The 12,336-nt window shown below is 48.2% G+C and carries 13 protein-coding genes; 5 read left to right on the top strand and 8 right to left on the bottom strand.

Annotated features, from left to right (window positions below):
* The 6 genes from EFER_RS07855 to sad all read right to left on the bottom strand — a co-directional run bounded on the left by EFER_RS07855 (window position 1) and on the right by sad (window position 6,988).
* Complete coding sequence (locus EFER_RS07855) at window positions 1-915, bottom strand: bestrophin family protein (protein ID WP_015953409.1); 915 nt, start codon at window positions 913-915, stop codon at window positions 1-3.
* A 195-nt stretch (window positions 916-1,110) separates the two neighbouring features.
* Complete coding sequence (gene uxaB, locus EFER_RS07850; RefSeq protein ID WP_000854649.1) at window positions 1,111-2,562, bottom strand: tagaturonate reductase; 1,452 nt, start codon at window positions 2,560-2,562, stop codon at window positions 1,111-1,113.
* Window positions 2,563-2,710: 148 nt separating this feature from the next.
* A complete protein-coding gene (locus tag EFER_RS07845; protein ID WP_001182147.1) occupies window positions 2,711-4,129 on the bottom strand; it encodes a GGDEF domain-containing protein in 1,419 nt (472 codons plus the stop codon).
* Between the two features lie 124 nt (window positions 4,130-4,253).
* Window positions 4,254-4,610 carry a DUF4186 domain-containing protein gene (locus EFER_RS07840; protein WP_001083852.1) on the bottom strand — a complete coding sequence of 119 codons (357 nt, stop codon included), beginning with the start codon at window positions 4,608-4,610 and terminating at the stop codon, window positions 4,254-4,256.
* Complete coding sequence (gene glsB / locus EFER_RS07835) at window positions 4,610-5,536, bottom strand: glutaminase B (RefSeq protein WP_000257429.1); 927 nt, start codon at window positions 5,534-5,536, stop codon at window positions 4,610-4,612. Before glsB ends, EFER_RS07840 begins: the two co-directional genes overlap by 1 nt.
* A gap of 75 nt (window positions 5,537-5,611) precedes the next feature.
* Window positions 5,612-6,988: a succinate-semialdehyde dehydrogenase gene (gene sad, locus EFER_RS07830; RefSeq protein WP_000106997.1), complete on the bottom strand. Its 1,377-nt coding sequence runs from the start codon at window positions 6,986-6,988 to the stop codon at window positions 5,612-5,614.
* 97 nt (window positions 6,989-7,085) lie between these two features.
* Between sad and ptrR the strand changes: the two genes are divergently transcribed.
* Together ptrR and EFER_RS07820 are read left to right on the top strand one after the other, a co-directional pair.
* Window positions 7,086-7,952 carry a putrescine utilization regulator PtrR gene (gene ptrR / locus EFER_RS07825; protein WP_000366526.1) on the top strand — a complete coding sequence of 289 codons (867 nt, stop codon included), beginning with the start codon at window positions 7,086-7,088 and terminating at the stop codon, window positions 7,950-7,952.
* A 91-nt stretch (window positions 7,953-8,043) separates the two neighbouring features.
* A complete protein-coding gene (locus EFER_RS07820; RefSeq protein WP_000210835.1) occupies window positions 8,044-9,237 on the top strand; it encodes a sugar transporter in 1,194 nt (397 codons plus the stop codon).
* Window positions 9,238-9,271: 34 nt separating this feature from the next.
* Here the strand turns inward: EFER_RS07820 and EFER_RS07815 are convergent, their stop codons facing one another.
* The gene (locus EFER_RS07815; protein WP_000968965.1) at window positions 9,272-9,937 is read right to left on the bottom strand and encodes a MarC family NAAT transporter; all 666 of its coding nucleotides are present in this window, start codon (window positions 9,935-9,937) and stop codon (window positions 9,272-9,274) included.
* Between the two features lie 219 nt (window positions 9,938-10,156).
* Here EFER_RS07815 and marR point away from each other — a divergent pair, with 219 nt between their 5' ends.
* Genes marR through marB form a run of 3 tightly spaced genes read left to right on the top strand, consistent with a single transcriptional unit; the run spans window position 10,157 to window position 11,221 of the window.
* Complete coding sequence (marR, locus tag EFER_RS07810; RefSeq protein WP_000843269.1) at window positions 10,157-10,591, top strand: multiple antibiotic resistance transcriptional regulator MarR; 435 nt, start codon at window positions 10,157-10,159, stop codon at window positions 10,589-10,591.
* A gap of 17 nt (window positions 10,592-10,608) precedes the next feature.
* A complete protein-coding gene (gene marA / locus EFER_RS07805) occupies window positions 10,609-10,995 on the top strand; it encodes an MDR efflux pump AcrAB transcriptional activator MarA (RefSeq protein WP_000091189.1) in 387 nt (128 codons plus the stop codon).
* 7 nt (window positions 10,996-11,002) lie between these two features.
* Entirely contained in the window at window positions 11,003-11,221 is a 219-nt protein-coding gene (gene marB, locus EFER_RS07800; RefSeq protein WP_000675201.1) for a multiple antibiotic resistance protein MarB, read from the top strand.
* A 136-nt stretch (window positions 11,222-11,357) separates the two neighbouring features.
* Here the strand turns inward: marB and eamA are convergent, their stop codons facing one another.
* Complete coding sequence (gene eamA / locus EFER_RS07795) at window positions 11,358-12,251, bottom strand: O-acetylserine/cysteine exporter (RefSeq protein ID WP_000087185.1); 894 nt, start codon at window positions 12,249-12,251, stop codon at window positions 11,358-11,360.
* Window positions 12,252-12,336 lie beyond the last annotated feature (85 nt).

Here is a 12,336-nt window from a genome sequence, read left to right as displayed (position 1 = left end):
TTACGTCAGCTGGTAATGACGATCGGGAAGAATTTTCGCTGGAATTTCTGCTTCATCGTTCATCTGTAACAGGTCAATTTCAATGGCATTGCAGATGGCATCCAGCGGTAAATCATTGTTTTCAGTACCGAACGGATCTTCCAGCTCTTCCGCCAGACAATCCAGCGAAATAAAAGTGTAGGAAATCAGTACAGAGATAAATGGCGTCATGTAATGCAGGTCCACGACCAGCGCGAACGGAAGCATGATACAAAACAGATACACGGTACGATGCAAAATCAGGGTGTAGGCAAAAGGAATTGGCGTATAGGCAATACGCTCACAGCCTGCCAGAACCGCCGAAATATCGTTGAGCCGATCGTTAAGACTAATAAACAGGATATCTGATAGCTGTCCATTGCGTCGTTGAACCGCCAACCACTCCCCCATTATCAACAAGATACGGTTAGCTGGAGAGTTGGCTGCCAGTACTCGCTGAAGATCTTCAGTTCGGAGATACCTCGCCAGCACTTCCTCTTGTGGCTGTTTGCGTAATGTCATGCGTAAACAGTGGGCGAAGGCAATTTGCAGCCGGGCAAACTCCCTTACACTTGCCGAATCCGTCAATGTCGTTTTTACCTCACGCAGTAACGATCGAGAGGCAATCATCAACTGTCCCCAAAGTTTTCGCGCTTCAACATAACGGGCGTAACCGGCGTTATTACGAAAACCAAGGAAGATGGCGATGGCGACACCGAGAATGCTGAATGGTGCGAGGGTAAATTTAATACCCAGATGCGTGTACCAGGGCAGCATGAAAATAACGGCAGTAGAAAAGAGAAAATTAAGTAGTAAGCGTGAGGATATCTTGGATAATACTGAACCGTGCCAGACAAAAATACGGCGCAGCCAGTGTTGTTGTGGACGAACAATCATGGTTATCTTCAGGCGTTGAAAAATCGCCCTATTAAACGTGATTACGATCACATTCTCAAGACTCTATTCACAAATTATCTATAGGATACAACAGTAACAGGTGCTACATATGGCTCCAGGTTATGATAAAGGTATATAGGATGTTGTAACTAATACGGATCGGTAAAAAACCCGGTCGAAACCGGGTTCAGAGTATTAGCACAACGGGCGTACCGCTTCACGCATTCCTTTTTCGAGAATCGCATCCAGGTCATTAGCAACCAGCTCGACCAGACCTGGCACTTGCGTCAGGTCCTGCTCCCAATGGTCTTTTTCTGCCAACACTATAGCAACCAGTTCCTGGGTACCGATAACACCGTCACGATGCTGGCTCCAGAGTTGCTGATAACGTTCCAGCCAGTGCGCATCGTCCTGTACCGGATATGTTTCTCCATTACGCTCACCGCGATAGAACGCAATCAATGCCGCTAATGCGAAAGTAAGGCGCGCCGGTAGTGTGCCGTTTGCCTTCTGCCCTGCCAGTAGCTGCGGCAGGATGCGGGTGCGGAACTTAGTCATACCGTTGAGCGCGATAGACAGCAGCTGATGCTTAATGTACGGGTTACGGAAACGCCCGGTGACTGCACTGGCGAAAGATTCCAGTTCTTCACGAGGCAGATCCAGTACCGGAATAATCTCTTCATAGATGGCTTTTTCAACGAATGCGCAAATTTCAGCATCGTTCATCGCTTCACCTACGGTATCCAGTCCTGCCTGGAATGCCACCGGCACCAATGCGGTGTGTGCACCGTTGAGGATTGCAACTTTGCGCTCTTTATACGGTTTAATATCATCAACAATCAGCACGTTGAGCGGATATTTGTCCAGACGCAGTTCAGTCGCTAAGGATTTCGGCCCCTGAATCACAAACAGGTAAAAGTGTTCAGCGGTGTCGAGGAAACCATCGTGATAACCCAGTTCTTCTTCCAGTTTGGTCACTTCATCACGCGGATAACCGGTAACGATACGGTCCACCAGCGTAGAACAGAAGCTGTTAGCCTGATCCAGCCATTGAATAAATGCTTCTGGCAGTGCCCATTCCTGTGCATAGCGCAGCACAAGTTCACGCAACGCGTCGCCATTGTAGTCGATCAACTCACACGGAATGATGATCCAACCTTTATCCTGCGCACCGTTGAAATGGCTGAAACGTTCAAACAGCAGACGGGTCAGTTTTGCCGGATAGCTTACCGCTGGCGCGTCATCGAATTTATCGCCCGCATGGTAGCTGATACCCGCTTCGGTAGTGTTAGAGAAAACAAAGCGCATTTCCGGGTTGTGCGCCAGTTTCAGGAATTCATCGTATTCACTGTAGACGCTGATTTCACGATTAACAGAGCGAATCAGACGCGCGTCGCTGACCGCTTCACCCTTCTCGTTCAGGCCACGGATAATAGTGGTGTAAAGACCATCCTGCGTGCTCAGTGACGGCGGGAATGAAGTTTCAATCGGACGAACAACGACCACGCCAGAATTCAGATCGGTGTGCTCATTCAGGAGATCGATTTGCCAGTCAACAAAGGCACGCAGGAAGTTACCTTCACCAAACTGAATGATACGTTCTGGATACTGTGCACCGGGAAAATCGCGACGATTTAGTGTTTTCACAATGGGTTCCCTTCTGATTAGTCATACAACCTGTTTGAATTGGTACGACAGGTTAGCAAACTTTAATACAACGAACCCCTATTTTGATCAAATGATGATGACAATTCCTGCACTTAACGACAAAACGTGCAGTTGATCACATAAGTTGTCAGACAGCCTTTTGTTGATAATTCATAGCGCTGGTGCGATTACGGCCCTCTTTTTTCGAGCGATACAGACACTCATCTGCTTCCACCATCAACTTATCAAAGACTTCCGTCAGTGTTTCGAAGCGCGTTGCCCCACTACCAATACCAATACTCACTGTCAGATAGAGTGTTTTCTGCTGCCAGTCGAAAGGATGTAGCGCCACCGCTTTACGGATTTTCTCTGCCAGCAGCAAACCTTCCTGGGCATTAAGCGATGGTACGACAACAGCAAACTCTTCACCGCCCATGCGCGCCACCAATCCTTGATTGCCCACTATCTTTTGCACGTGTTTCGCAAAAACACTCAATACTTTATCGCCACACTCATGCCCGAAACTGTCGTTAATGCTTTTGAAGTAATCAATATCAAGCAACATTACCGTTATATGTTGCGTGCCACGCAGCTCGGTTTTTTTAAGCGCTTCATATAATCCTGAGCGCGAATAGACCTGCGTCAGAAAATCAAAATCAGCCCGCTGCGCCACCTGTTTCATCAGTGAGTTGATGGCCGCCACACTAAAGGAAACCATAATCGGGCAGATGGCCATCGTGGCAATCCCCAAACGAGCGGAAAACATTTGCGGAATAGAGAATGGTGAAGCCACAGCAATATTGATCACGGAGTTTGCCACCAGCACAATTTCGACAGCCCCCGTAACAAACGTCAGCAGACAAGTCACCTGTGGGGTATAGCGCACAGCACACCAGATCAATGCGGGCAATGGAAACGCCAGACTCCCTGCTCCGCCAATCACCACCGAGGCTATAACCGAAATGATCAACGCCACTATCGGCATTAGTTGTTCAGCTTTAAATCGGGGAACAATTCGCGGGAGCGCCAGCGTCAACATACACGGCACAATAAGAACGCCAGTAGAAAATTGCTCACTAAACCAGTCTGCCAACAAAGGACCAAATGAGAGTGAATCGATACTGTCAGAACCAATGGCCCCCACCAGCGCACATAACAAGGCAGCAATCAGGCAATAATTAAATAAACGTAATGCACTGACTGGTTCGTATTTATTTTTACCCAATTGCTTATCGCGTGCGACTAATCGTGCAACGGTAATAATAAATACCATATTGGACAGATTGATAACGATCGACACCCACCCCCATTGCGTTGTCATCGCATCATAAACCAGCATCGCGACATAGCTGACAGCGTAATAATGAAGTCGGTTAAGCCAGACATAGCGAGCAAACACCCCTGCCATCACGCCGTTCAACGGCCAGAAGAGCGAGAGTTCATGAACAAGACGAAGTTTGGCACCGATAAAATAAAAAAGTGTCGTCAACGCAAATATGACAAAAGCGTTACGTAATGAATTATCTTCCTTGAACAAACGGAAAATGGGGGTATGGTCAGGTTGCATTAAATTGCTATCCATATAATTGCGACAGGCAATTATCTCAGGCTAATGAGTAAATTCTCATAAAGGATAGCATGTTCATAGCTATTGGCGACACGTAATACACTTCAAAGTCAAGGTAAGATCATTAGCGATTCATCTGAATTACCAACCAGTGATGAATAACCGCAACAATGTATTGCTGCTGTGCTTCACTCAGCGGTTGCCCCTGAGGAATGTTATGCCATTTCTCCAGACAACCACGACAACAGGTCGCCGTCGCATGTTGCGCAATAAATACCGGATGACCACGCATGGGGGTCTGCTTACCATCGTTTGCCGGTAGTGCCGGAGCCAGTCGTTTAGCAACAAAATCAGCAGCGTGTTGATCGATAACCGGCGCACCTTTCTGCCAACAGTATTGCCGCTCTTTCTCGCCAAGGCGAAAACGAGAACGAAATGTAGAGCGGGATAAACGTTTAAACAGTGGATCAAACGAATTCATCAGTACACCGAACGCCCCAGCCTTTGTGTTAACTGTTCAAGCGCAGCAATACCTGCCAGTGAATTACCCGCGTGATCAAGCTCCGGGCTCCAGACAGCAATTGCCATTTCATGGGGAATAATCGCCACAATTCCGCCGCCAACACCCGACTTAGCAGGCAAACCGACGCGCCAGGCAAACTCTCCGGCATTTTGATACATGCCACTGGTCGCCATCAGAGCATTAATTTGCCGCGCCTGCATTGGCGTGACTATTGGTTCATCAATATGAATAGCCTTACCCTGATTAGCCAGAAAAACAAAAGTGCGAGCAAGCTCCACACAACTCATTTTCAGTGCGCAGTAGTGAAAATAGTTTTGCAGAACAGTACCGACATCATGATGGAAATTGCCAAAGGATTTCATCAGCCAGGCAATAGCCGCATTACGCGCCGAGTGTTCAAATTCAGAACGCGCCACCACCCCGTCATAGGCGATATCCGCTACACCGCTAAGCCCGCGAACAACTTCCAGCATTCGCTGACGCGGCGCACTAAGACGACCTTGCAGCATATCGCATACAACCAGAGCCCCGGCATTGATAAAGGGGTTGCGTGGGATACCCTGCTCCATCTCCAGTTGTACCAGCGAGTTAAACGGCGAACCGGAGGGATCTTTACCCACTCGCTGCCAAATCTCCTCCTCACTGTAGTGCCGCATCGCCACTACCAGACTGAGCACCTTGGAGATCGACTGAATAGAGAAACGCTCTTCAGCATCCCCGGCCTGATAACATTGCCCATCAACAGTACAAATCGCCATTCCCAGACGGTTACCGTCAACTGTAGCTAACGCCGGAATGTAGTCGGCAACTTTCCCCTTACCAATAAGTGGACGCACCTGACGCAAAATAGACTCTAAAACGAAATTATCCATGGCAACTGCCACAACTTGCTCCTTGCCAGCAGGACTTAATGGCCCGCGATTATAACAGAGCTGAATATTCTGCGTCAGGAGCTTAACTCACAGACGATCTTTCCACACGGTCTGCACATTACAGAATTCATGCAGACCAAAATGAGAAAGTTCGCGACCATAGCCACTTTTCTTCACACCACCAAAGGCTACCCGGGCATCACTGGCGCTATAGCCATTGATAAACACCCCTCCACACTCCAGCCGGGCTGCCATTTTCGCGGCAAGAACTTCATCACTGGTAAAGACAGTGGCTGAAAGGCCAAAGTCGCTATCATTTGCCAGTTCAATAGCATGTTGCGCATTCTTCGCTACAGTTATGGCAGCTACCGGGCCAAACAGTTCTTCGCGAAACGCTGTCATTTCAGGGGTAACACCTGCCAGTACTGTCGGGCAATAGTAGTTGCCTTCTCCTGACAGCTTCTCCCCACCCAGCAATAATTGCGCCCCTTCGGCCAGAGAACGTTGAACCTGGTGATGAAGTTCATCACGCAGATCAAAACGCGCCATTGGGCCGAGATCATTCTCTTCATCCAGCGGATCGCCCATTTTGAGTGCTTTTACTGCAGCCACAAAACGCTCAGTAAATGCACTGGCGATGCCTTCTTCAACAATAAAGCGTTTCGCCGCTGCACAAACCTGTCCGGTATTCTGATAACGTCCGGCGACAGCAGCTTTAACCGCCAGATCAAGATCCGCATCATTAAGGACAATAAAGGGATCTGAACCGCCCAGCTCCAGAACGCATTTTTTCAGGGCTGCCCCTGCCTGAGCACCAATTGCTGCTCCGGCCCGAACGCTACCCGTGACAGTGACAGCGGCAATACGCGGATCATTAATCATCTGGCTGACGCCGTCGTTATCAGCATTCACCCAGCCATACACGCCAGCAGGAATTCCTGCATCAGCAAAAACCTGAGCAATAATATGTGCGCAACCGGTCACATTCGGTGCATGTTTCAGTAAATAACCATTACCTGCCAGCAGGATTGGAACGGCACCTCGCAGCACCTGCCATAAGGGGAAGTTCCACGGCATAATGGCAAGGATGGTACCTAACGGACGATAAGCAATAATCGCCTGGTTGTTTTCCACCAGTGTAGATTCAGGTTCTAACATTGCCGGACCATGCTCTGCATACCAGTCACAAAGCGCTGCCGATTTTGCCACTTCTCCACGGGCCTGTTTGATTGGCTTGCCCATTTCCAGGGCGATCATTTGCGCCATCTCTTCACTGCGGCTACGAAGAGCAGCACCTGTATCGCGTAATTTTTGCGCCCGATAGCTGACCGTAGTTTGTTTCCATTCAGCGAAGCCTGCAGCAGCCTGGCTCAGTGCGTGCTCAAGTTCATCTGCTGTTGCCCATGGCATGGTTGCGATTTTCTGGCCATTGGCCGGATTTACTGAAATTGCCTGTGTGCTCATTGTATTTCCCCCATGATGTATCGATTTATATTCGCTGCATTTACTCTTTCTGAAAAATGAATAATATTGACAACATTATTCTTAAATTGAGAACGCCATGGATCTTACCCAACTGGAGATGTTTAACGCGGTTGCAGAAACGGGCAGCATTACCCAGGCTGCGGCAAAGGTGCATCGTGTTCCGTCCAATCTCACTACTCGTATCCGCCAGCTGGAAGCTGATCTGGGCGTTGAGCTGTTTATTCGTGAGAATCAGCGGCTGCGACTTTCGCCTGCCGGACATAATTTTTTGCGCTACAGCCAACAAATTTTGGCGCTGGTGGATGAGGCCAGAATGGTGGTTGCGGGCGATGAACCGCAAGGTCTGTTTTCATTAGGCGCTCTGGAAAGTACAGCTGCCGTACGTATCCCCGCAGTGCTGGCGCGGTTTAATCAGCGTTATCCGAAGATTCAGTTCTCACTATCAACCGGCCCTTCCGGCACCATGTTGGAAGGCGTGCTTGAAGGCAGACTGAATGCTGCTTTTGTTGATGGACCAATTACTCATCCGGGTCTTGAGGGTATTCCGGTGTATGAGGAAGAGATGATGATCGTGGCACCTCACGGACATGAACCGATATACCGTGCCAGCGAGGTAAATGGCTGCAATATTTACGCTTTTCGCGCTAACTGTTCTTATCGTCGCCATTTTGAAAGCTGGTTTCATGCTGATAACGCCATGCCCGGTACAATTCACGAAATGGAGTCGTATCACGGGATGTTAGCCTGTGCCATTGCAGGTGCGGGTATTGCGTTAATTCCTCGTACTATGCTGGAAAGTATGCCAGGGCATCATCAGGTAGAAGCCTGGCCATTGGCTGAAAACTGGCGCTGGCTAACCACATGGCTGGTCTGGCGTCGCGGCGCGAAGACACGACAGCTGGAGGCGTTTATCGCGTTACTGAATGCTGAAAAGAGAGATTAATGCGATCTTCATCACAAATTTATTGTCTTTCGCCTTGCTATCGCTTTAAGATCGTCGCCTCACCTTTTCGCTACTAATCTTATACATTCTTATGACAACGAACACGGTTACCCGCAAGGTCGCGTGGCTACGGGTCGTTACGCTGGCAATAGCGGCTTTTATCTTTAATACCACTGAATTTGTGCCAGTCGGTTTGCTTTCGGATATCGCGGCAAGCTTCCATATGGAAACAGCACAAACAGGCATTATGTTGACGATTTACGCCTGGGTGGTCGCGTTAATGTCGCTGCCTTTTATGCTGCTCACCAGTCAGGTTGAACGACGAAGATTACTGATCTGTCTGTTCGTGTTGTTTATTGCCAGTCACATTTTGTCTTTTATGGCATGGAGTTTTACCGTACTGGTCATTAGCCGAATTGGTGTTGCTTTTGCACATGCCATTTTTTGGTCAATTACAGCATCGCTGGCGATCCGTCTCGCTCCTGCCGGAAAACGCGCTCAGGCATTAAGCCTGTTAGCCACGGGTACAGCACTGGCGATGGTTCTTGGTCTGCCTGTGGGTCGTATTGTCGGGCAGTATTTCGGCTGGCGAACAACCTTCCTGGCAATTGGTGTTGGTGCCTTCCTGACGCTACTGTGCCTGATTAAGTTATTACCCTTGTTGCCCAGTGAGCATTCAGGTTCGCTGAAAAGCCTGCCCGTACTGTTTCGACGTCCGGCATTAATGAGCATTTATCTGCTGACGGTTGTGGTGGTAACAGCTCACTATACGGCTTACAGCTATATCGAACCGTTTGTGCAAAATATTGCCGGATTAAGCGCCAACTTTGCCACTGTACTGTTACTGATCCTGGGGGGCGCGGGAATTATCGGCAGCGTGATTTTCGGTAAACTCGGCAATAACCATGCCTCAGTGCTGGTGAGTGTCGCTATTGCATTGTTAATGGCGTGCCTGCTTCTGTTAATGCCTGCCTCAGTGAGTGAAACTCATCTGGCAATATTAAGTATCTTCTGGGGAATCGCCATCATGATGATTGGCCTTGGGATGCAGGTAAAAGTGCTGGCATTAGCGCCGGATGCTACTGATGTCGCCATGTCGTTGTTTTCCGGTATTTTTAATATCGGTATTGGTGCAGGAGCGTTAGTAGGGAATCAGGTAAGCCTGCACTGGTCAATGGCCGATATTGGCTATGTCGGTGCGATCCCGGCGTTTTTAGCTTTGGTATGGTCAGTGATTATTTTTCGTCGCTGGCCGGTGGTGCTGGAAGAACAACCACAACACTGAGTTATAAAGCCGGATCGTGCATCCGGCTTTATTCTTAATGATACGTTTTAATAATTTCCAACACGCCATTGATAATAAACTGTACGCCCATACACACCAGCAGGAAGCCCATCAGGCGAGAAATCGCCTCGATTCCCCCTTTTCCAACCCAGCGCATAATTGCCCCGGAGCTACGCAGGCATCCCCAAAGAATCAATGCAACAATGAAGAAAATAATCGGTGGCGCAACCAGAATCACCCAACTGGCGAAATCAGAACTTTGGCGTACTGTGGATGCCGAGCTGATAATCATTGCAATGGTGCCAGGCCCGGCAGTGCTTGGCATCGCCAGCGGAACAAAGGCGATATTCGCTGAAGATTCATCTTCCAGTTCCTCCGTTTTGCTTTTTGCCTCCGGCGTTTCAATCGCCTTCTGATGAGGAAACAACATACGGAAACCGATGAACGCGACAATGAGTCCCCCGGCAATACGTAAACCGGGAATCGAAATACCAAAGGTATTCATCACCAACTGTCCGGCGTAATACGCCACCATCATAATGGCAAAAACATATACCGAAGCCATTAGCGACTGGCGGTTACGTTCGGCACTGTTCATATTGCCTGCCAGTCCCAAAAACAGCGCCACGGTTGTCAATGGGTTTGCCAGCGGCAACAACACCACCAGCCCCAGACCAATCGCCTTAAACAAATCCATCATCGTCGTCATTCATCCTGTGGTATGTGATTTAGGGTGAGTATACGGGGAAAACATGTTTATGCGTAAAAGTCTGAGAGTACAGGTAGCAACCAACATTCACTAATGCGGCCCTTCTGAACCGATTTAGCAATTCGTGGCATCAGATAATTCATTCATTTGACTTATACTTGCCTGGGCAATATTATCTGCCGTGATTACTTACTTGCCAGGGCAACCATCGTGAAAAGCACCAACGACCTTTTTAATGAAATTATTCCACTTGGTCGCTTGATCTATATGGTGAACCAGAAAAAAGATCGTCTGTTAAACGACTACCTTTCACCTTTAGATATCACTGCCGCGCAACTGAAAGTGCTCTGCTCTATTCGGTGCGCAGCTTGTATTACCCCGGTTGAGTTGAAAAAAGTACTCTCTGTCGATCTCGGTGCCTTAACGCGGATGCTGGATCGCCTGGTCTGTAAAGGCTGGATCGAAAGATTACCAAATCCAAATGACAAACGCGGCGTTCTGGTGAAACTCACCACTGACGGCGCAGCTATTTGTGAGCAATGCCATCAATTAGTGGGGCAAGACCTGCATCAGGAATTAACAAAGAACTTAACGACAGATGAAGTGGCAACGCTTGAGTGTTTGCTCAAGAAAATACTGTCGTAATAATAAGAGGTATGACAATGTCCAGACGCAATAATGACGCTATCACCATTCATAGCATTTTGGACTGGATTGAAGATAACCTGGAATCCCCTCTGTCACTGGAAAAAGTGTCAGAACGTTCAGGTTACTCCAAATGGCACCTGCAACGGATGTTTAAAAAAGAAACTGGTCACTCTCTGGGCCAATATATCCGTAGCCGCAAAATGACGGAAATTGCGCAAAAACTAAAAGAAAGTAACGAGCCAATATTATATCTGGCAGAACGTTATGGTTTTGAGTCGCAGCAAACATTAACCCGTACATTTAAAAATTATTTTGATGTACCACCACATAAATATCGTATGACAAATATGCATGGGGAATCCCGTTATTTGCATCCGATAAATCACTGTCGCATGTCCTGAGGACACTATGAAATTCTATGCTGTAACAGGCACAACGCTGCTATTGCTTTTTTCAGGTGCTGTTTTTGCAGAACATACGCAAATGCCTGAAACCCACGAGACCAGCGAGAAGGTAATTATCCCCTCCTCTATGGCGCAAACGCCCGCCGATTTAAATCATATGGGTGTCGGCAGTGACAAATCTGATGTGCTTGGTGTGCCTTATTTCAACGGGCAACGACTGTAATAACCAGCCCCTGTCAAAGGGGCTTGAAACACAGTGTCACTCTTGCAATCTATTGAATCAGGCCGGATTAGGCTTTCATGCCGCTTCCGGCCTGAATAATGCATACTTGCCAATAATGTGCAGCCCCTTATTATCATCATGCCCGTACCGTTTTACGCAATCGCAAACCAAACACGTTGATATACAATCCCGCCATAATTAATAACGCGCCGAATAGCTGCATTAATGAGAGTGTTTCATCAAGCAGAATAACCGCACTGAGTAACCCTACCACCGGCACCAGCAAAGATAGGGGAGCCACGCGCCATGTTTCATAGCGTCCAAGCAGTGTTCCCCATATACCATAACCTACAATTGTGGCGACAAAAGCGAGATAAATAAGGGACAACACCGTGGTTATATCAATGGTTACCAGGCTATGGAGCATCTGTGCTGAACCATCGAAAACTACCGAGGCCACCATAAATGGCAGAATGGGAATTAGCGCACTCCATACTACCAACGACATCACCGCCGGGCGTGAAGAATGCGACATAATCTTCTTGTTAAAGATATTGCCACATGCCCAGCAGAACGCGGCTGCGAGTGTCAGCATAAAACCGAGAATGGCAACCTCCTGACCATTAAGGCTACCCTCTATCAGCACGAATACCCCCAATACTGCCAGCGCGATCCCGGCAACCTGCTTACTCTGCAACCGTTCGCCAAAAGTAAAAGCCCCCAGCACAATAGTAAAAAAAGCTTGCGCCTGGAGCACCAGCGACGCCAGTCCGGCAGGCATACCGAACTTTAGCGCACAAAAAAGAAAAGCAAACTGACCAAAACTAATCGTCAGGCCATACCCAAGCAGTAAACTGAGTGGAACTTTTGGACGAGCAACGAAAAAGATTGCCGGGAACGCCACCAGCATAAAACGTAAGCCTGCCAGCATAAGTGGCGGCATGTTGTGTAATCCTACTTTGATCACAACGAAATTAAGCCCCCATACGACAACAACCAGTAATGCCAATAAGCCATCTTTACGTGACATAAACGCCCCGGGAATTATTAAATTTTTGTAAAGAAACTAAGTTAGCGGAAATTATCATCCATGGAAAGTGCATAAATTCTCACCC

The sequence above is a fragment of the Escherichia fergusonii ATCC 35469 genome, assembly GCF_000026225.1.
GTDB classification, from domain to species: Bacteria; Pseudomonadota; Gammaproteobacteria; order Enterobacterales; family Enterobacteriaceae; genus Escherichia; species Escherichia fergusonii.
This window is presented reverse-complemented; position numbering and strand designations above follow the sequence as displayed.